Consider the following 21300-nt stretch of genomic DNA (forward strand, 5'->3'; position numbering starts at 1 on the left):
GGCACGCTGGTCCTGCGGATTACAACTCGGCCGCCAACCGCGATCCCTGATTGATCGCCCGCTTGGCATCCAGCTCCGCCGCGACATCCGCGCCACCAATCAGATGCACGTTCTGCCCCGCCGCCAGCAGGCCGTCCTGCAACTCGCGCAACGGGTCCTGCCCGGCGCAGATCACCACGTTGTCCACCGCCAGCACTTGCGGCTCGCCGGTTTCGCCGATGCGGATGTGCAGGCCTTCGTCGTCGATCTTCAGGTATTCGACGCTGTTGAGCATCTGCACCTTCTTGTTCTTCAGACCGGTGCGGTGAATCCAGCCGGTGGTCTTGCCCAGGCCGTCGCCAACCTTGGAGTTCTTGCGTTGCAGCAGGAACACTTCGCGGGCCGGGGCATGGGGTGCAGCCTTGATCCCGGCGACACCGCCGCGTGCTTCAAGGTGCGTATCGATGCCCCACTCCTTCCAGAACTCATCGCGGTTCAGGCTGGTGGCCTCGCCCTGGTGAACCAGGAATTCCGAAACGTCGAAACCGATACCGCCGGCGCCGATCACCGCTACGCGCTGGCCCACCGGCTTGCGCTGCAGGAGCACGTCCAAATAGCTCAGCACCTTGGCATTCTCCACACCCGGAATCGCCGGCAACCGCGGCGCAATGCCGGTGGCCAGGATGATCTCGTCGTAGCCACCCTCGACCAGTTTCGCCACGTCGACGCGGGTGTTCAGGCACACCTCGACGTTGGTGGTCTGCAGTTTGCGACCGAAGTAACGCAGAGTTTCGAAGAATTCTTCCTTGCCCGGCACCCGTTTGGCGACGTTGAACTGGCCACCGATTTCGCTGGCCGAATCAAACAGCGTCACCTCATGGCCACGCTCGGCCGCCACGGTCGCGGCGGACAAGCCGGCAGGCCCTGCACCGACCACGGCGATTTTCTTGATCTGCTGCACCGGCACATAGTTGAGTTCGGTTTCGTGGCAGGCTCGCGGGTTGACCAGGCAACTGGTCAACTTGCCGCCGAAGGTGTGGTCCAGGCACGCCTGGTTGCAACCGATGCAGGTGTTGATTTCATCGGCGCGACCTTCAGCGGCCTTGTTGACGAAGTCCGGGTCGGCCAGGAACGGCCGCGCCATGGACACCATGTCGGCATCGCCCTCTTTGATGATCTGCTCGGCGACTTCCGGGGTGTTGATGCGGTTGGTGGTGATCAGCGGAATGCTCACAGAGCCGCGCAGCTTGGCCGTGACCTTGCTGAAGGCCGCGCGCGGCACTTTGGTGGCAATGGTCGGAATCCGCGCTTCGTGCCAGCCGATACCGGTGTTGATGATCGTCGCACCGGCCTGCTCGATGGCCTTGGCCAACAGCACGATTTCTTCCCAGTTGCTGCCGCCTTCGACCAGGTCGAGCATCGACAGGCGGAAAATGATGATGAAGTTCGGGCCAACCGCCTCACGCACGCGGCGCACGATTTCCACCGGCAGGCGCATGCGGTTTTCGTAGCTGCCGCCCCAACGGTCGGTGCGGTGGTTGGTGTGGGCGGCGAGGAACTGGTTAATGAAATAACCTTCCGAGCCCATGATCTCGACGCCGTCGTACTCGGCCTGCTGGGCCAGGGTCGAACAGGTGACGAAATCGCTGATCTGCTTTTCGATGCCTTCCTCGTCCAGCTCCTTGGGTTTGAACGGGTTGATCGGCGCCTGAATGGCGCTTGGCGCGACCTGTTTCGGGCTGTAGGCATAACGACCGGCGTGGAGGATCTGCATGCAGATCTTGCCGCCCGCCTCGTGCACCGCGCGGGTGACGATGCGGTGTTTGAGCGCTTCTTCCTCGGTGGTCAGCTTGGCCGCACCGGAATACACGCCACCCTCGTCGTTCGGGCCGATCCCCCCGGTGACCATCAGGCCGACACCGCCACGGGCACGCTCGGCGAAGTACGCCGCCATGCGCTCGAAACCACCGGGCTTTTCCTCAAGGCCGGTGTGCATCGAACCCATCAGGGTGCGGTTGCGCAACGTGGTAAATCCCAGGTCAAGCGGGGCCAACAGGTGCGGGTAATGAGCGGCGGTCATCGGTAACTCCACAGCGAGCGATCACGGAAAAAGCGGGAGCTCTACGGCCCCCGTCAATCATGTTCGACAGACTAAGAGCCGAATCGCTGGCGCTCAATGACCGTAACTGACAACTTAATGACCGAAATGCGCAGCTGTACTTGGCAAGCTTCAACGCTGCCTTTCCTATTGGTCATTACTCAACGTTGAGTTTCATTAGAAATTGAACTCGAATCATTAAAAACTGAACTGCACCCCGCCCCCTACGTGCCTAAGGGCTTTTTTCGGGCTAACGGCTGATTGCGAGAGGCAGCGAGCTGTCGACATCTGCCCGCCACGATGGGCAGTGAATGGCCAGACGCTGACGCTCGCCAATATTTGGTGGCCCTCTACCGCTTCATATCTGACCCAACGACGCTTTACTACAGAGTCCGGCCGTGCTGATAGAATCGCTCAGGTTATACATAACGCCCTTCTGAGAATGGTATGAATACAGAATTGACGGAAGAAGAGATGCGTCGGGCGCTATTCGGTGGTTCTGAGTCCCCTGCGCCGGCAATTAACTCACTCGTGCAAGACACCGTCCCGGATGTCGTGATCATGCAACCGGTAAAGGCAGCAAAGAAAAAGAAAGCCTCGAAAGGCTTCACGCCTAGGCTGAGAGTCACGCTGCGCGTGGGAAATGAATTTGAAGGCGAGATGCATGAGGTGGTACATGAGGCCGATACGCTGAGCTCCCTGGTTGCAGAGCAAGAAGCTACTAAAACGGCCAGAAAAAAATTCAGGTTTGTGGAAGTGGTGTCGGCCAAGTCGATGTAAGTTGGCACTTGCACTTGGCATCAAACTTCCTTCGGTTACCACGGGTCACCCGACCGACCGGTTTGGTTCAACGCGGAATTGGTTACCCTTTATCAGTGCCTGTCACCGTTGGGCTGGGAACATATCAACCTGACCGTTATTTACGTCTTGCGGCAGTACGGAGCGGTTTTCCATGAAGTCACGCAGCGACTAGGGGCGGCAGGAATCAAGACATGGATAAGGGCCGCCATTCGCGACGCTATTTTTCCTTCTGCTGTTTCTCATCCCGCCGTCCCCGGCTGAGACTCCCGGCTTCGGCCTGATCAACTATTTTTTTGCCCTTAACCATGTTCGTCTGCTGGCACTGTGTTTGTTGCTACCGGCATTTTTCGCTCTGCGCAGGCGAGCAGACACGGTTCCTTTCGGGCGCACCTGGCCTGACAAGCTGTTAGCCGCCAACATCCTGTTACGAGTCTGCTTTGCCTGCGCGAAACCACGGTCACCGACACTTTGCGCCAAACGTTCTACCTGTTCATTGAAGTTTTTTTGCCTTACTACGTTGCCAGCCGGGCGCTGAAGAACCTCAGCGACTTCAAGGACGCTCTGTTCGCTCGCCCTTCCCTTGCTGGCCGTCGTGCCGGGCGGGGAAAAAGTGCTTGATCTGCTACCGCTTATCGGCACGGTGGAAGTCGAAAATATCACCTACCGGCAGCGCTTGATTGATAACGCCGTGATCGTTATCCAGCGCAACCCTTGGCTGGGTTCTTTCGGTTACCGCAGCACACCGCAAATGCAGTCCATGACTCAGGGCCAGGGGATCATCGATATCGTAAACACCTATATCGGCGTAGCGCTGTCGTTCGGTTTGATTGGTTTGACGCTTTTCGTGGTTTTTTTCGTCAGTGTTCTGCAGGGCATCCGCAAGGGGATGCGTTCGCTCCCCAACGAAGACGATGAGGCACGCCGACTCGGACGTGCACTTCTGGCGACACTGGCCGGGATCCTGATCACCATCGCTACCGTTAGCAGTATCACGGTGATCCCCGTGGTGTATTGGTCGGTGGCTGGACTGGGAGTTGTCTATGCTCAGATGGCGCGCAGGCTCAAGTACACCTCGACCGCCGTCACGGCGAGTGCCCATCTCCAACTCAGGTAGAACCCATGGTCCAATTGTTTCGCCGTCCCCAGATACTGCTCCTGCTACTGCTGTTTTTTGCTATTTGGCCGTTTCGTACCTGGGCGTCGGACTGGGTCGTCAGTGTGGATGAGCGCAACGGCCTGCCAATGCTGGTGCGTGGTGGCAGTCCGGTAGTTGCTACGACATTCTCGTTCTTTGGGAGGAACTGGGACTGGACGTATTTGCAGACCGAATTCAAGGTAAACACCCCTTATCGATACTCCCTTGCAGGTAAAAACAAAGCGCTGGATTTCGACTTGACTGCGCAGATTCAGAAGCAAGGCGAGCAAAAGCTGACCTGGAACTTTACCCTGGATGCACACAGCGGGAAGTCTGGCGTTTCAGGTGGTGGCATCGTCTTCGAATTCGACCCCGCTCTTTTCGCTGGAGAAATGGGCGAGCCCACTTTGCTACCCGAAAACCGCGGCTGGACCTGGGGCAATGCACAAGGTCGACGCATCGAAATGCGCTTCGAGCCCGCACTGGCGGGTGTGTACTTTGAATCGGGCAGTAAATCCGAGGTGCGCGCCTTTTTCTACAAGAACACGATCAAACCTGGCCGCCAGGATTTCACAGCCACCTTGAGCGTTTCTGGCGATGTGGCGGTCGGCCCGACCACTACCGAGCGCTTCGGGCTGTCGGACCCAAAGAGCTGGCCGACTGACAAGCTCGACTGGAAAACCTCGCCGGTCGACCTGTCCTTTCTCAACACTCAGGAAAAACCTGCAGGCAAGCGCGGCTTCGTCAAAGCCTCCGGCGAGCAATTGCTATTTGCCGACAACACTGCGGCGCGTTTCTGGGGCACCAACCTTTCGGCCTACACGCTGTTCCTCACGCCAGACGATGCAATCAAGCTGCAGGCCAAACGCCTTTCGGCACTGGGCTTCAATCTTGTCCGACTGCACCACCATGACTCGCCATGGGTCTTCCCGAACATCTTTGGCGACGGTAGGGTCACGCGCAGCACCCAGCAACTGAGCCCGGAATCGCTGAAAAAAATCGACTGGTGGATCAAGTGCCTGAAAGACGAAGGCATTTATGTGTGGCTCGATCTGCACGTCCAGCGAGTCTTCACTGAAAACGACAACATTTATGGCTTCGATGAATTGCCAAAAGAAGAGCAGAATTTTACCTATCTCAAGGGCTATTCCTATGTGAATCTCACCATTCAGAAAGCCATGAAGCGCTTTGCCGAAGCCTACCTGACCCATGTAAACAGCTACACCGGTCTCGCCTACAAAGACGACCCGGCGATCGCCGCCGTATTGATTACCAACGAAAACGACGTCACCAATCACTTTGGCAACGCCTTGTTGCCAGACAAGAATTTGCCGAAGCACAATCGCGTCTACATGGCGGAGGCCGAGGCTTTTGCCAAACAGCACAATCTGTCTGCAGACCAGACCTGGCGCTCCTGGGAGCCAGGCCCCTCCAAGCTGTTCCTTAACGATCTGGAGCGACGTTTCAACGTCGACATGATTCAACACCTGCGTGGAATAGGCGTGAAGGTCCCCATCGCCACAACCAGTAGCTGGGGCCGCAATGGTCTGAACTCCCTGCCGGCCCTTACTGCCGGCGACGTAATCGATGTCCATAGCTACGGGGGCTCGGGACAGATAGAGAAAAACCCGCTCTACAGCGACGGCATAGTGAATTGGATTGCCGCCGGCCAGGTCACCGGCAAACCCTTGACTGTCACCGAGTGGAACAATGAGCCCTTCCCGACACCAGACCGTCACTCGCTGCCACTCTATATCGCCGGCACCGCCAGACACCAAGGCTGGGATGCACTGATGCAATATGCCTACAGCCAGGAGCCACTGGGGGGCGAAGACATGAGTGCCAGCAACTGGCACACCTATAACGACCCTGCAATGCTGGCCACTCTGCCCGCCGCCGCCTTGCTTTATCGCCGTGCAGACGTTCGCGAAGCAACAACGACCTACGTCTTCGCGCCGACGCCAAGCACCCTGTTCAACCAAATGATCACACCGGCCAACTCTGCTCTACTGCGCACAGCCATGGAGAAAGGCAAGCTGGAAATCGCGATGCCACAGACGCCGGAATTGCCTTGGTTGCAACAGAGCGTTATCCCAAGCAATGCACAGGAATTTCATGACCCTGGCCAGTCGCTGCTGGACACCAATGCCAGCGAGTCCACGACAGACACGGGTGAGCTAAAGCGCAACTGGAAACAAGGCATCTACACCATCAATACACCACGTACCCAGGCCGCTACCGGCTGGATCGGCGGCGAGTCGATCAGCCTTGGCAACATTCAAGTTCAAGTGAAGACCGCCAACGCCAGTGTGGTGGTGCAAAGTCTGGACGACGCGCCTTTGGGCCGATCGCAGGATTTACTGATTTCGTTAGGCACCCGTGCCATCCCCCAAGACGACGCCAAAATACCTTTTTACGTTGAGCCCCTCGAGGGCACGCTAACAATCCAGGCGCCGCAAGGCTTGACACTGTTCACCCACGGCATTCTGGGGCAAATGAAGAAGCTGCCCGCGACCTACCTTGATGGCCGCTATACAATCAAGTTCGACGGCCTGCAGGCGTCGAACTGGTTGTTTTTGAAAAAAGGCGTCACGCAAGCACAACCTTAGGCGACGCGCAGCCGCCCCCTGCCAATACAGCATCATCACGCACGCCTGCGAGCCAATAACTAGCCCGTCTATTTTAAAATAATGGCCTGGTAGATTGCGCTGACGTTGCAATCTGCGCCTCCACATCAATAGCTTCCAGGAGCGCTGGATGATGTTGCCACAGGCCGTGTCGTGAGATGACTTTGAAGCCTTACTGCCGTGGAATTGCACGCCAGACCTGAAATCAGGAAGTCAACCTGATGGATCAACGCCTTGCGGCGTTATTCAGCGAGGGCTATTTAATGGGTGTCAAAATCAAACGATGGAACATAGCCTGCGCCGAGCAGATGTGGACATTTCGACGATACAAAATTATCACTTAATAAATCATCCGAACTTTTATACTTACTCGTGAAAACCCCAGTGATATTTAAAAGAGTATGTGGCAAGGATGATATGCTGATTTTCTGACTTTCTCTTTCCCTCAGCTTTAAAAGCTTGAGCGATTGCTGGCTTGAAACATTATCGGACGCCCAGATAAATGCCGAAACCGGGAGGTCATATTTATTGCCAATTCCATGACCCAAGAGCCCTCGGCTGTCATCCATCATGTTCTCACCATGATCCGATGAATAAAACAAGACAGATGGTTTTTTACTTGACTTCAACCGATCAATAATTGTGCTTAACAGCCAGTCCGTATACAAAATACTATTATCATATTCCGCGGTAATTTTGTCTTTGAAGCTGTTTGTTGACGGTTTGAACTTATCGAAATGTTCCGGGTATCGGCGTGAATACTCGAAATGACTACCCTTGACATGAATGAATATGGCTTTCTTTCCTGTATCGCTTTTATTTAGTATTTCTTCATATTCTGAAATCAATGCTCCATCATAGCTCCTCTCAAAATATTGACGATATTGTGCCTCTGCGGCTATTTGTGGGATTATTCCGCCAAAACTATCAACCTCCTGTACAGACAACCAATAGGTCATGTACCCGGCTGCGCGATATATACTCACCAATGATTTTGTTGACGCAATGGAGTCCCAATCCGATATAGGCTCAAGGCTCAGCATTGAAGGTACCGCGAACGAGGTATAGGGGGCTGTCGTGCAAATATGATTAAACTTGAAAATCCCCGCCTGCTTACCGAGATTTGGGGTTGTTTCCTTGTTATAACCGTAGAGGGACCAGTTGTGCGGCCGTGATGACTCACCGATCACAAAAACAATGGTTTCTATATTTGATTGATTCGACATGCTGGTTATTTTTACATCAGATTCTCGACGGCGCTTGATAAGTTTCTCCGTCCCCAAATACAAGTCTGCAGTAAGGGCAATTTGCGATAAATAACCTACTGGCGTGCTTTGATCTTTTGCAAGGAGATCCATGACCGCAGATTTCCCGAGAGAATTAAGTTTGACGGTTTTATAAAAATACGCCCCATACCCCACTAGCAAGGCGCTAACAACCAGAACAAAAATACCTTTGTTTTTATATAATTCGCGCTTATGCAGGCCTATTAATCCAGCCCCATAGCAAAATATAAAGATCACCAAAACGATACTGATGGACTGCCAATAGGTCGGTAAAAATTCGCTTGCCTCCTTATAGTTTGTCAAGCCAATAAATATATAGGCCGCTGTTAATTTCGAGTTGAAATTTAAAACCAAAAAGAGATCAACAGCTGCTACCAAATAAAATGGCAGCAGAATGATGTGAACTTTGAATTGATTGGATGAAATAAATCTAATTGCCAAAAGCCACAACACCGACATGCTAAGGGTGTAAAAGACCAATAAATCAATTTTAGAGTATTGATAGTTTGTTAGCGTTCTAACAATCAACGGTGATAGCAGATATGACCACAATACTAAATTTGGCCATTCTGCTTTTAATATTTTAAATGAGTAATCGATAATTTTGGCGGAGTTTTTCATTTGATAATTATTCTCGCAGGATACCCATATGCCTCCTCAGAGGGTAGCTCCAATTGGCGCGCTCGCTGTATCTTGTTAAAAATATTCTCTCCTTTGGCGTCCAAACGTCGCGAGTCTCAACTCTTGCCAGCAAGCTTGTAGCGAAAAAACCAACTTGCAGAGCCCCTCGAGGGCACGCTAACCCTCCAGGCGCCGCAAGGCTTGACACTTGTTCACCCTAGGCATTCTGGGGCAAATGAAGCAGCCCGCGACCTACCTTGATGGCCGTTATACAATCAAGTTCGACGGCTTGCAGGGTTCGAACTGACGTTGCAATCTGTGCTTGCACAGCAATAGTGTCCAGGAAATCGGAGATCAGGATGAAATTTTTGGTGGTGGGTGGCGCGGGCTATATCGGCTCGCACATGGTTAAACAGTTACTGCGTGCAGTTCACGACGTGGTGGTGGCAGACAACTTTTCCACAGGCCATCGCAGCGCCTTGGCGGGCGGAGAATTGGTCAGAGAAATTCCACGCTCAAATCACAGTGCACACCGAGCACGGAACGGCGAGTTCGGGAGAGTCGCTAGTTCCATAAAAATTTAAGGCAGATGCAGTAATGCAGCGTGGTCAAGGCAAAGAGTTTAAGCGGGTTGTTCGCCTGAAAGTAAGGCAAGAACTAGACCCTTTTGCGGGTCAAAATGGCCCGCTAGCATTGCCTGATACGCCTTCTCGACTGCATCAACCCGGTAGTTCTCTTCACGCTGGGCTCGATGACGCTGAAGCAAAAAGGCCATACCTATAGCCGTTTTGCTGTAACCGTCCGGCCAGCACCCTCTCCGGACAGCCCTCCAAATTGGTCAAGATAGTGGACACCATTTTTTAATGGACACTATCTTGGATACAGTCCCCCCAGCTCGTCGAACCGGCCGCCGCCCCAACTTCCCGTTGGACTTCAAACGCCAGGTCGTTGAGGCCACGTTTCAGCCTGGCGCCTCCGACTATCTATATTGGATCGATTCTTTTGAAAAAGTCGGTCTTGGTTTCTATGGTCAAAAAATACACGTCTGAGTTTGAAATCTTGAATCGTCCTGCTCTGGAATTTACTGGATTTCCCTATATGGAAGATCATTCAATTAGTTCGCACCGCTGACCGAGGTCGGTTAAAGTGCGACCCAAACTTAACTTTCATATTTATGAAGTCAAATTCAACCCAGAGACGTAGTTTCCCACAATAGGAAATTGCTTTATAAGGTATCTACGATATCGATGTAGCGAATACCCATGTATAAAAGCAACTCAAAGCATCACACATGGATAGCAACCTGATTAAAAGCTAATTATTTTTTTATTTCCAACTTACCACTCGTCGTCATGCAGAAAAAAAATTCAACTTTTTCAAAAGCGGATGACTCCCATCAGTACCAGCCATCAAGGCTGTGTGTTGACTTTTTGATTGATTGGCGGTTGCTGATAGGAGATAGCAATGAACTATGAAGATCGCGATACCTATGGCATGTACAAAACCAACCTCCTGCGAGACGCTGGCTCCGAGGAACAGGGGCCTGGCCCCGACCTGATGGGGGCAGACACACTCATTGGAAATGATGTTTATAACCATAATGAAGAAGACTTGGGGGATATTAAGGAAATCATGCTAGATGTTCGCAGCGGTAGAGTGAGTTATGCCGTTCTATCCTTTGGTGGCTTTCTTGGCATGGGAGAAAAACTGTTTGCGGTACCCTGGAATGCATTGACACTGGATACAGTAAACAAGCGCTTTGTACTAAACGTCGAGAAAGAGCGCTTGGAAAATGCACCAGGTTTTGACAATGACAGCTGGCCTAATATGGCCGACGAATCTTGGGCAGCAGAAATCCATTCTTTCTATGGAACTAAACCCTTCGATTACAACAGGTAGCTGTCCATATTCGAAACGAAGAGTGATGCGCGCCGAGTAAAACAACGACCTGTTAAGGCTGGTCGGTGGGATGCCAAACCCTAAGGCGCGCATTGCGTTGAGAAAAGGTTCTGTTGTCTGTTGGCAGCAACAAGGGTTTGGAGTGGATTCTGCTGACGGCCGCCGAATCAAGGCTAGGTCCCAGCCGCATCGTACCCGCATTGCCGGGTCCGCTGTGGTCGTGTGGCAGGAAGAAGTTGAAGTCTTGGGAATTGTGGTTGCCACCAGCCGGACACCGGCCCCGGTTGTTGGGGGTCGCCGTTCCAGAACATGGAGAAGCACTTGTCGCAGAAGCGCCATTGCTCTTGACCGCCCAGCGGCCCAGCGTGGTCGTGCGGCTACACGGGCCTAACGCTCCGCAGCAGCCGCCTCGGGCCAGCGGCCCGAGGGGAACCGCAAGCTCGCTTGCGGCGGTCAGGTGCAGGCGGTTGTCAGGCGTATGACCTCGTCTCAGACCGGCTTGATGTTCTGGTTCATCCGGAAGAGGTTCGTCGGGTCGTACTTTTTCTTGAGCTCCACCAGCCGGTTGTACGTCGCACCGTAGGCGAACGCGATGCGGTCCGTCTCGTCTTGGGTGAGGAAGTTGATGTACGCGCCCGCACTGGCGAACGGCTGCGACTTGGCGAAGAACTCGCGCGCCCAGGCAATGCAGCGCTCGTCCTCGGCGGCCGACTCCCAGCGGCTGTGTACGTTCATCACGTAGTTTGCGTCTCGGCTTGAGTAGGCCATGGCCTCGGGCGCTACGCGGGCCGTCTGGCCGCCGATCGTGCCGACGAAGATCTCGCACTGGGGAGACGGGAGCTTACCGGCATATTCGATGATGGCGTCGATCGCGCTGTCGCTGAGCCGCGAGAAGTTGTGCGACTTCCAGTAGTTGCGCGCACCCTTCGTCAAAAGGGGATCGAAGGCCTGCTGCCAGGCGGTGTACGGCTGCACGCCGATGTGCTCGCCAAGCGCCGTGCCGAACCCGCGGAGCGGCTCGATGAGCTTTTCGCCATGCGTAGGGTCGCCCGCATAGAACAGGGCAAGTGCGACCATCTCTTTACCGTGGACGTCCGCGGGCAAGAAGGGTAGCGGGGGCGCCTTCCGAGTGACTGCCCAGACGTTGAGGTCATCCGGCATTGTCTCGGTGAAACGGGCGAACTGCGTGAGCACCGATTTCGCCTGGTCGAACGGAAAGACGATGAGCCCGCTCAGCACATCCGGCCCGACGGGATGAAGCCGAAACTCGAAGCGGGTGACGATACCGAAGTTCCCACCGCCACCACGCAGTCCCCAGAAGAGGTCAGCGTTTTCCGTTTCGCTAGCGTGCACCTGACTGCCATCTGCCGTAACGACATCCGCGGAGAGCAGGTTGTCGATGGTCATGCCGTACTTCCGGCTCAGCCAGCCGAAGCCGCCACCGAGGGTTAGGCCGGCCACGCCCGTGGTCGAGTTGATGCCCAGCGGCGTGGCGAGGCCGTGCGCTTGTAGGGCCGCGTCGAACTCACCGAGGGTGCAACCGGGCTCGACGATTGCCCGGCGGGCGTTCGGGTCCACCTGGACGCCCTTCATCAGCGCGAGGTCGATCATGAGGCCGTCGTCGCAAACGGCATTGCCCGCGATGTTGTGCCCGCCTCCTCGGATTGAGACGAGCAGGTTTTGCTTGCGTGCGAGCTTGACGGCCTGGACGACATCTTCTGGCGACGTGCAGCGGGCGATCAGCGCTGGCCTACGGTCGATCGTCGCATTCCAGATTTGCCGCACCTCGTTGTAGTCCCCGTCGCCAGGGAGAAGTACATCCCCTCGGAAGTCCGCTTTGAACTCGTCGATCGTCGTCTTCTGTAGCTGCTTCATGCTTGCGTCCTTTGTTACAGCCTAACTACTATTAAACGACATTCCTGTCCCATAACATCCGTGCCTATGTCGGACAACGTTCCTCGCCGAGATCTAGGTGACTGTTTCTTTAGACACTCTTTTGGAAATACGACATCGAACAAGACTAGGCCGGAAAGTACGGTTTGCCAAATGACGAGGCAGAAGTAACCAATACCGCAGGTCCGCTTGGGGTCGAATAGCGACCACCACTCGTTGTGACAGATCTACCTTTGTCGTCCCTCAACGTGGAGGACGAGCCATGAACACTATTGCTAGAAACAGCCATCAGCCTTGGAACAAGGGAAAGCTTGTTGGGCAGAAAGCCCCGCTCCGAGTAAGAGATATCTGGGCCATCCGGGTCAGGCTCCAGGTCGCGGAGAAGACACGTGATTTGGCGCTCTTCAACTTGGCCATCGACAGCAAACTACGTGCCTGTGACTTAACCAAGTTGCGAGTCCGAGACATCGCCCATGGGGAGCATGTTTCGTCGCGGGCCATCGTGATGCAGCAGAAAACTCAGCACCCAGTGCAATTTGAAATCACTGAGCAAACCCGAACGGTTCTTGAGGCGTGGATGCACCTCCGCAGCGAGGACTTCTTGTTTCCGACCCGATTGCACGCTTCAGACCATCTTTCCACCAGGCAATACGCTCGAATAGTCAAAGCGTGGGTGACAGCCATTGGCCTTGACCCGACCATGTACGGTACTCACACACTACGGCGAACCAAGGAATCGCTGGTCTATCGCAGGACGAAGAACCTGAGAGCTGTCCAGCTCCTGCTTGGTCATACGAAGCTTGAAAGCACCGTCAGATACCTGGGAATCGAGGTCGATGATGCCCTGGAAATGGCGGAACAAACGGAAGTCTGAGCATCCATAGTGACGGTTGATGCTTGACCGTCGCTATCCGACCCATAGCAGCCAGTCCTGCAGGGTCCAAAATAGCGTGAAGCAGTCGTTCAGATATTTTCGTCGAACCAAAACGATTCAGTTCGCAGGTACCGTGATCACATGGCGCTGGCATCGGCTTCGTGTTCGTCTGCGAATGCCATGAGCACCTCCAGATCGAGCACATCCAGCTTGATCCGGGCGATAAAGGCAGAGAAGGCAAGGTTGGCGGCGAGTAGGCGCAGATCGGAGGCCCAGGCCGGTAGATGGGCCGGTTCTCGGAGCCAGCCGGACTCGAAAAGTGGAGCCAGGCGTACGGTATCACCCAGACTGAGGCGCCCCGCAAACAAATGGCCCACCAGTTCCGGCCGGTTGTCGCGGATCGCGATGCGCAGCAGCGTATGGACGCTGAGCAATCCAGTCAGGTAGGCGGCATCCTTGGTGAACGCCGAACCGCCATGCAGGTCGGCGCCGCGGAAAACCCGTTGGGTCGAGCGGTAGGACTCCTCTTGCGACTGGCCGGCAGCAAGAAAACCTTCGAATACCTGGATGAAATCGGCGCCATCCAGCGCTTGCTGGACCGCGAGCACGCGCAGGGCAAGGCGACGCATGCGGTTGATGTCCATGCTGCCAGTGAACAGCTCGGCCAGGGTGGCAATGCCCTCTTGAGTCAGGGTCGTGCGTGGCGCTCCCAGGCCCAGGCTTTTGAGGTTGGGTTGTAGCGCGCCGTTTTGCGCCGTGGCGACATGCACGAAGGCCTCGTGCTGCAATAACTGATTCTTGTCCAGTTCCGAGAACAGAGCGCTGGCCCGTATGCGGATGCGGCTCGCCCCGGCGATGGCCTTGGCGGCCAGGGTCGGGTCGAGCACCACCGTGATCCGGCCCGCGCCGAAGAAGCGGTCCAGTTCCGGCTGTATCCAGGCTGCGAAGGCCTCGGCCGGGAGCTCTGCCGGGGTCGGTGGAATCCGGGCACCGCCCAGTAGGGCGTCGGTGGTCTTGAGGAAAAATTGTGCCGCGTCCAACATGCTCATCTGTTGGCTCGAATAGTAGAAGTCCGGGCGCCGGTACAGTGCTGACGAATACTGAGTAAAGGCGGGTGTACCAATGGCACCGAGCATACGTCCGGCCGTGGCATAGCTACGCGCTGTCATGGCAAGGTAGGCCCCGGCCGGATGCCCCTCATCGCAACGGCCAATAAAGGCTTCCAGGGCGGCGATGTCGGCGCTGTGCTCGCGCGGGCGCAGATTGACTCTGGGCAACTCTGCTTTCCCGCCGCGCCAATGGGCCAGGAAGACTTCCTCGACTCCATCAGGCCAGGACAGGGCATCCAGTACGCGGATCTTGCGAGCCAAACCGGGCAGTGCGGCATCGAGTTCAGACAGGGACGTGGCGCTCATGGAGATCACCTTGAGAGACGAGGTTCATTTGAAAAGGCTTAGTCGTTGCCGATGTATGGCGTTGTAGCAGGTCAAGGGGTCCTGCTTTTTCACGCGGCATTTACGACGAAGGGGGGTTATAAGGAGTTATGCACCACACAATTTCTTTACGTGTGGTGTTTGGCTGCATTGACCTTACCTAAGCGCAGAGTTCAAGCAAGCGTTATGAGCGTGCGTTCTCAAGCGCCCATTTCGAAATGGCCACTAACTGCTTTTTGCCAATTTCTGCCTGTAATGACGCAGTGCCAAGGACCGGTAAAAGCAATGACTGCGACAGCAATATTGTCGTGAGGGATCTCCGGGGCGCGCTAATTGATCTGCACAATGACCGGACCTTCCGTGACGACCGGCGGGTTCGCGTGGATGTGCGAGGCGTTGTTCTGAATCCAGTCGCGAGCGACTTTCATGCTCTCATCGGTGCCTGCCTTGTCCATGCAAACAGTCACCGACATACCGCCATCACCGAGAGGTAGCAGTGTGTAGCTTGCAAGGCCGGTCACTTTCCGGAGGGCAGCTTCGACGTCGGCCTTTTGCTTTTCTAAAAGATCGAAAAGCTGCTTTGCGCCAGGACCCGAGTAGGTTCTTATAACCGCGTACATAGTCGCCTCCTTTGTCAGTTAGCGTCTTGATACCAACCCAGATCCGCTGATGGCAGTTATCACTTGGGTTTCAGTTCGTACCGATTTGTTCAGCTTAGTCAACCGCCGGTGAGAAGCGAAATGCAGCGACCACCGGCAGCTCCTGGCCGATAGCTGTCTGTCTTCTGTGGCTATGCGATCGTCTTCTCCACCGCAACCTATGATCCGGGAATATCGTCGGGCGCGCCGATGGATCGAGGGTACCCTCGCACTCGTTTTTGGAGCCGCAGGAATAAGGCTGCTGCTCTCCCGCACATAAACCCGCCCTGGGCTGCGCTGCAAGGGCGTTTCCGCGTCTGCAGTTCTCACGGACCGGTGACACCGGTACCTCGCCGCGTTTCACCCCCCTAAAAAGGTCAATATATTGACTTTAATGGTCATAAATAGATAACGTCTGCACCATCGGTCAGTGACGGCATTACCAATGCAATCTGAACAACCGTTTTCTGACTTTCCGTTGCTGAGCTGGCCCCAGAATTACCAGCCAGTGGAGCATCATTAATTAAACGTGGAGACATCAATGATTCATAAAATGTTTCAGGTTGATGCTTTTTCTGACAAGGTTTTTGGTGGCAACCCTGCAGCGGTGCTTGTTTTAGAAGAGTGGCTTAGTGACAATCTGATGCAATCTATCGCAGGCGAAAACAATCTAGCTGAAACCGCATTTGTCAAATCTGCGGGGGATCACTGGGATCTGCGGTGGTTTACCCCCACGGTAGAAGTGGATTTTTGTGGTCACGCGACCCTTGCTGCAGCACATATATTGATAACTGAATATAACGTGCAGAGCCCCTTGTCCTTCTTTACTCGCGTAGGTACTTTGAAGGTAGAATCACTGGGAAATGAATATCTATTAGATCTTCCATGCATTGAACCGGAAAAGATTTCTCAACTACCCATTATCATCGAGCCCCTCTTTCGTGACATTGCTATAAATCATTTCAAAAACTTTGAGAATATTTTCATAGAATTAGCCGACGAGGGAAAAGTTAGATCATACAAACCAGACTTCAACAAACTATCTAGCCTGGGACCAACCGGAGTAGTAATAACAGCAAAGGGCGATGAGTATGACTTCGTTTCGCGTTACTTCGCCCCCGGCGCAGGTATTCCTGAAGACCCGGTTACAGGGTCTATACATGCAACACTGGTTCCCTTCTGGGCAGCACGACTGGGTAAAAATCGTTTATCTGCGTTTCAAGCATCTCAAAGAGAGGGCATTTTGTTATGTGAACTAAAAGGAAATAGAATCACCATAAGAGGAAAAGCAGCAACGTTCATGAAAGCTGAAATTTATCTTCCTGATTGAAGAGAGGGCTACCTTATATCCGGATATGTAAAAGTTATTTCTGTTCTGAGAATCTCGTTTATTGCGTGTAGTGATTCCGGATACGGCTAAGGCGCATGCCAGGTGTGTCTTACCAGTTCCCGGCCCGCCGATGAACACGACGTTCTGCGCGGAGCCGTTCAGTGCCCGGTGGCTTGCCAGCCGCCCCCCAGGCTCTGGATCAGCGCGACACTGCCCTGACTGAGCTGGCCCTGGGTGTCCCGCAGGTTCTGCTCGGCTTGCAGCAACACCAGTTGCTGGGTCAGCACCGCCTCTTGGCTGACGGTACCAGCGCGCAACTGCGCCTCCTGACTACCGAACAGTTGCTGGTTGCGCTGATAAACCTGCTGGAAGGCGTCGGCCTGGGTTTGCAGGTGGTTGATGGCCGAGAGGTTGTCTTCAACGTTCTGCAAGGCGCTAAGCACAGTGCCGCGGTAATTGGCGGCGATTTGGTCGTAGCTGGCCTCGGCCTGTTTGAACGCTGCCTCGCGGGCGCCGCCGTCGAACAGGGTTTCGGCCAATGCAGGGCCCAGGGTCCAGATGAGATTGGGCAAGGAGAACAAGCCGCCAAGGGCGCTGCCGCGATAGCCGAGCTGGGCGGTGAGGTCCAGGGAGGGAAAGAATGCGGCTTCGGCGACGCCGATTTTCGCGTTGGCCGCCGCCGCCGAGCGTTCGGCAGCCACCACATCGGGGCGGCGCTGAAGCAGGGTCGAAGGCAAGGTCAGCGGTGACCGAGGCAGGACGAAGGTGAAGTCATTGCGCGATGCTACAGCAAACTCGCTCGGTGCCACGCCCACCAACACCGCCAAGGCATGTTCATATTGCTCGCGATCGCGCAGCGAGGTCTGCAGATCGGCAATCGAGGTAGTCAGTTGGTCCTGGGCTACCAGCAGTTGGTCGTTGGTGGCGACACCCTGGGTGTACTGGGACTGGATCATGTCCAGCAGCTGCTGATTGATCTTCTGTTGCTGTTGCAGCAGCCGCACGTCGATATCCATCTGCCGCAGCGCGAGGTAGTTACTGGCCACGCTGGAGCTGATGGACAGCCGCACCCCAGCCAGCAAGGCATCGGATTGCTGGGCCGTCGCCTGGCTCGACTCGATGCTACGGCGTACCTCGCCCCACAGGTCCGGCTCCCAACTGGCGGTCAAGGTGGCGCTGAAGCTGTTCTTGACCCCGCTTGAGGTGGTGCTGGTGGTGCTATCGCCGCCCTCCCCCCGCGAAACCGACAAGCCCACGCCAACCGTCGGCCACAGCCCGGCCCGACTCGACGCCACCTGCGCCTTGGCCAACCGATAAGCCGCTTCAGCAGCAATGATCGACTGGTTGGCCTTGGCCGAGCGCGCCACAAGGTCATTCAACACCGGGTCCTGATAAGCCAGCCACCACTGGCTGTCCAACGCGCCTTGGGGATTGGCCGCCGCCCGCTGCCACTGCGCGCCTTCCTTGAACGACTGCGGCAACTCCATTGCAGGCTTCTGGTAGTCAGGCCCGACCATGCAGCCACCGAGTACCAGGCTGATGAACAGCACGCTGTATTTCAGTTTCATAACCTTGCTTCCTTACGCCGCCCCAGGCGCTGGGACGCCCGGTCGAGCCACAGGTAGATCACTGGAGTGGTGTACAGCGTCAGCACCTGGCTGAGCAGCAAACCACCAATAATCGAAGTACCCAAAGGCCGGCGCAACTCCGAGCCGTAGCCGGTGCCCAGCACCAGCGGCAATGCGCCGAGAACGGCCGCCAGGGTGGTCATCATGATTGGCCGGAAACGAATCAGGCAGGCGCGGCGAATCGCTTCCTTGGCCGTCAGTCCGAACTCCCGGCGCTCGGTGATGGCGAAGTCGATCATCATGATTGCGTTCTTCTTCACGATACCGATCAGCAGAATCACCCCCACCAGCGCAATGATCGACAACTCGGTGCCCGTCAGCAGCAAGGCGATCAACGCGCCCACACCGGCCGAGGGCAAGGTCGAGAGGATGGTCAGTGGGTGCATCAGGTTTTCGTAGAGGATGCCCAGCACGATATACACCGACAGCAGCGCAGCGACGGTCAGCAACGGCTCGCTGGCCACCGACGACTGGAACACCTGGGCGGTTCCGGCAAACTGGCCGACCACACTGGCAGGCATGCGCAACTGCTTCACGGCGTCGTCCACCAGCGCGGTAGCCTGGCCGATGGAGGTGCCAGGGGCCAGGTTGAACGATACGGTCACCGCTGGAAAGGTGCCTTGGTGGCTGATGGAGATCGCCGTGCGTGCCACCGAGTTATCGGCAATCGCCGACAACGGTACCAAGGTTGTCTTGATGGCCAGGTTGGGGGCCGGCGTACTGCCTTTGGTGGTCGCCACGGTGCCCGTCGGCACGTAAGTACCCTTGAGCACCGAGGGATCGGTCCAGTACTGCGGGGCGATTTCCATCACCACGTGATACTGGTTGGCGGCACGGTAAAGGGTCGCGACCTGCCGCTGGCCAAATGCGTCGTACAGCGTCTGGTCCGCCGCCGAGATACTGACCCCGAGCCGCGCCGCCGTATCCCGATTGATCGTCACATTGGCCAGCAGGCTGTTGTCCTGCTGGTCGGTATTGAGGTCTGTGATTTGCGGCAACTTGCGCAACACCTCGACCACTTTGGGCACCCACTCGTCCAGGGATTCCTGGTCATCGGCGGTCAGGGTGTATTGGTACAGCGCGCCACTTTGCCGGCCGCCAACCGTGATGTCCTGTGCCGATTGCAGGTACAGTTTGGTCCCCGGCAGGTCGCCGAGGGTGTGGCGGATTTGCCCGATCACGTCGGTGGCGCTGTTCTTGCGATCGGCCAGTGGCTTGAGCAACACAAACAGCCGCGCACTGTTGACCGCCCCGCCACCACCCCCGCCGCCGACAAAGCCGGCGGTGTTTTCAATATTGGGGTTTTGCATCACCTTGCGGTTAATCTCAGTGAAGTCCTTCTGCATCGCCACATAGGAAATGCTTTGGTTCGCGAGGATGCTGCCCTGCAGGCGGCCGGTGTCTTCCTGGGGAAAGAAGCCCTTGGGCACCAGCACGTACAGGGCCCCGGCGAGGACGATCACCAGCACTGTCACCAGACCCATCAGCAGCGTGTGGTCGATGACCCAGCCTAGGGTACGGTCATAGAAGCGATGAAAGCGTGAGTCCGGGTGTTCGTTGCCCGCGCGGATTTCCTTCGGTGCCCGCAGCAATATGCTGGCCAGCATCGGTGTCACCGTCAGGGAAATCAGCATCGAAATCACGATGGCCGTCGACAGCGTCACCGAAAACTCACGGAACAACCGCCCGACAATCCCGCCCATCAAGAGCAGCGGAATAAACACCGCCACCAGGGACACACTGATGGTCAGCACCGTGAAACCCACTTCCTGCGCCCCGGCCATTGCGGCTTCCACCCGGGTCTTGCCGCGCTCCAGGTGGCGCATGATGTTTTCCACCACCACGATGGCATCGTCCACCACAAAACCGGTGGAAATGGTCAGCGCCATAAGCGACAGGTTGTTCAGGCTATAGCCAAGGAAATACATGGCGCCGAAGGTCCCCAGCAACGACAGCGGCACCACGATCGCCGGCACCAGGGTGCTGCGCCAGTCACGGAAGAAGCCGAACGTCACCAGGGTCACCAATAGGATCGACACCAACAATGTCACCTCGACGTCATGCAGAGACGCGCGAATGGTGGTGGTGCGATCCATCAGCAGGTTGAGCTTGATGGACGCCGGGATCGAGCTTTGCAGGAACGGCAGCGAGGCCTTCACCGCGTCCACCGTCTCGATCACGTTGGCCCCAGGCTGCTTGAACACCACCAACAGCACCGCGGGCTTGCCGTTGGACAGGCCGAAGTTGCGCAGGTCCTGGACATCCTCGCGCACATAGCCAAGGTCGGCTATGCGGATTAGGTCACCGTTGTGCTCCTTGACCACCAGCGGCCCGTAGTCCTCAGTGTTGAGCAGTTGATCATTTGCGGCGATGCCATAGGACTGGTCACCGATGACCACCGAGCCCTTGGGCAGGTTGACGTTGGAGGCGCTGATCACCTGGCGCACCTGTTCCAGGCTGACGCCGTACTGGTTGAGCCGGTCCGGGTTCAGTTCCACCCGCACCGCCGGCAATGCGCCGCCGCCCACGGTGACGTCGCCTACCCCGGTGGTTTGCAACAGCCGTTGCTCCAGCAAGGTCGAGGCCACGTCATACATCTGCCCCGGCGTGGCGCTGTCGGAGGTCAGGCTGATAATCAGGATCGGCGAATCGGCCGGGTTGACCTTGCGGTAAGTCGGGTTGCCGGACAGGTCGCTGGGCAGGTTACTGCGGGCGGCGTTGATTGCCGCCTGCACATCCCGGGCGGCGCCGTCGATATCGCGGTTCAAGTCGAACTGCAAGATGATGTTGGCCGAGCCCAGGCTGCTGGATGAGGTCATTTGCGTGACCCCGGCTATCTGCCCGAACTCTCGCTCCAGAGGCGTGGCCACGGAACTGGCGACAGTGGTTGGATCGGCACCGGGCAGCGAGGCACTGACGCTGATGGTCGGGAAGTCCACCTCCGGCAGCGGCGCCACCGGCAACAGCATGAACGCCAGCGCCCCAAACAGCGCCAGCCCTGCCGCCAGTAACGTGGTGGCGATTGGACGCTTGATAAACGGCGCGCCGAGGTTCATCG

12 protein-coding genes and 3 pseudogenes are annotated in these 21300 nt (G+C 56.2%); 7 read left to right on the forward strand and 8 right to left on the reverse strand.

All coding sequences use genetic code 11. The features are described 5' to 3' along the window. Positions 1–19: 19 nt before the first annotated feature. Complete coding sequence (locus ACA058_RS20560) at positions 20–2059, reverse strand: oxidoreductase (protein WP_497635673.1); 2040 nt, start codon at positions 2057–2059, stop codon at positions 20–22. Between the two features lie 465 nt (positions 2060–2524). On the opposite strand from ACA058_RS20560, the gene ACA058_RS20565 reads away from it, so the two are divergent. The 3 genes and pseudogenes from ACA058_RS20565 (at position 2525) to ACA058_RS20575 (ending at position 6622) form a co-directional block, all read left to right on the forward strand. Continuing rightward, entirely contained in the window at positions 2525–2857 is a 333-nt protein-coding gene (locus ACA058_RS20565) for a hypothetical protein (RefSeq protein ID WP_497635674.1), read from the forward strand. A 238-nt stretch (positions 2858–3095) separates the two neighbouring features. Further along, positions 3096–3992: pseudogene (locus tag ACA058_RS20570) on the forward strand (O-antigen ligase family protein); the annotation flags it as partial. A gap of 5 nt (positions 3993–3997) precedes the next feature. After that, positions 3998–6622, forward strand: coding sequence for a glycosyl hydrolase family 5 (locus ACA058_RS20575; RefSeq protein ID WP_497635675.1), 2625 nt, complete (start codon positions 3998–4000; stop codon positions 6620–6622). A 278-nt stretch (positions 6623–6900) separates the two neighbouring features. Here ACA058_RS20575 and ACA058_RS20580 read toward each other — a convergent pair whose 3' ends face one another. Next, complete coding sequence (locus tag ACA058_RS20580; protein ID WP_497635676.1) at positions 6901–8547, reverse strand: phosphoethanolamine transferase; 1647 nt, start codon at positions 8545–8547, stop codon at positions 6901–6903. Between the two features lie 359 nt (positions 8548–8906). Between ACA058_RS20580 and ACA058_RS20585 the strand changes: the two are divergent. Together ACA058_RS20585 and ACA058_RS20590 are read left to right on the forward strand one after the other, a co-directional pair. Further along, positions 8907–9047, forward strand: a pseudogene (locus ACA058_RS20585) (NAD-dependent epimerase/dehydratase family protein); the annotation flags it as partial. 964 nt (positions 9048–10011) lie between these two features. Continuing rightward, positions 10012–10446, forward strand: coding sequence for a PRC-barrel domain-containing protein (locus ACA058_RS20590; protein WP_497635677.1), 435 nt, complete (start codon positions 10012–10014; stop codon positions 10444–10446). 489 nt (positions 10447–10935) lie between these two features. Here ACA058_RS20590 and ACA058_RS20595 read toward each other — a convergent pair whose 3' ends face one another. Continuing rightward, on the reverse strand, positions 10936–12321 hold the full coding sequence (locus tag ACA058_RS20595; RefSeq protein ID WP_497635678.1) for an FAD-binding oxidoreductase: 1386 nt from the start codon (positions 12319–12321) through the stop codon (positions 10936–10938). 280 nt (positions 12322–12601) lie between these two features. Here ACA058_RS20595 and ACA058_RS20600 point away from each other — a divergent pair, with 280 nt between their 5' ends. Next, positions 12602–13213, forward strand: coding sequence for a tyrosine-type recombinase/integrase (locus ACA058_RS20600; protein ID WP_497635679.1), 612 nt, complete (start codon positions 12602–12604; stop codon positions 13211–13213). Between the two features lie 137 nt (positions 13214–13350). On the opposite strand, the gene ACA058_RS20605 is transcribed toward ACA058_RS20600, so the two are convergent. Both ACA058_RS20605 and ACA058_RS20610 read right to left on the reverse strand, forming a co-directional pair. Further along, complete coding sequence (locus ACA058_RS20605) at positions 13351–14628, reverse strand: peptidase MATCAP family protein (RefSeq protein ID WP_497635680.1); 1278 nt, start codon at positions 14626–14628, stop codon at positions 13351–13353. A gap of 347 nt (positions 14629–14975) precedes the next feature. Then, positions 14976–15266, reverse strand: a complete 291-nt coding sequence (locus ACA058_RS20610) for a hypothetical protein (protein ID WP_497635681.1) — start codon at positions 15264–15266, stop codon at positions 14976–14978. Between the two features lie 559 nt (positions 15267–15825). Between ACA058_RS20610 and ACA058_RS20615 the strand changes: the two genes are divergently transcribed. After that, the gene (locus tag ACA058_RS20615) at positions 15826–16614 is read left to right on the forward strand and encodes a PhzF family phenazine biosynthesis protein (RefSeq protein WP_497635682.1); all 789 of its coding nucleotides are present in this window, start codon (positions 15826–15828) and stop codon (positions 16612–16614) included. 54 nt (positions 16615–16668) lie between these two features. Here ACA058_RS20615 and ACA058_RS20620 read toward each other — a convergent pair. The 3 genes and pseudogenes from ACA058_RS20620 to ACA058_RS20630 form a co-directional block, all read right to left on the reverse strand. After that, positions 16669–16770: pseudogene (locus tag ACA058_RS20620) on the reverse strand (ATP-binding protein); the annotation flags it as partial. Positions 16771–16772: 2 nt separating this feature from the next. Further along, on the reverse strand, positions 16773–18182 hold the full coding sequence (locus ACA058_RS20625) for an efflux transporter outer membrane subunit (RefSeq protein ID WP_497635683.1): 1410 nt from the start codon (positions 18180–18182) through the stop codon (positions 16773–16775). Then, entirely contained in the window at positions 18179–21298 is a 3120-nt protein-coding gene (locus ACA058_RS20630; protein WP_497639976.1) for an efflux RND transporter permease subunit, read from the reverse strand. The genes ACA058_RS20625 and ACA058_RS20630 overlap by 4 nt, the downstream gene beginning before the upstream one ends. Between the last annotated feature and the right edge of the window lie 2 nt (positions 21299–21300).

Source organism: Pseudomonas sp. LBUM1649 (genome assembly GCF_059716155.1).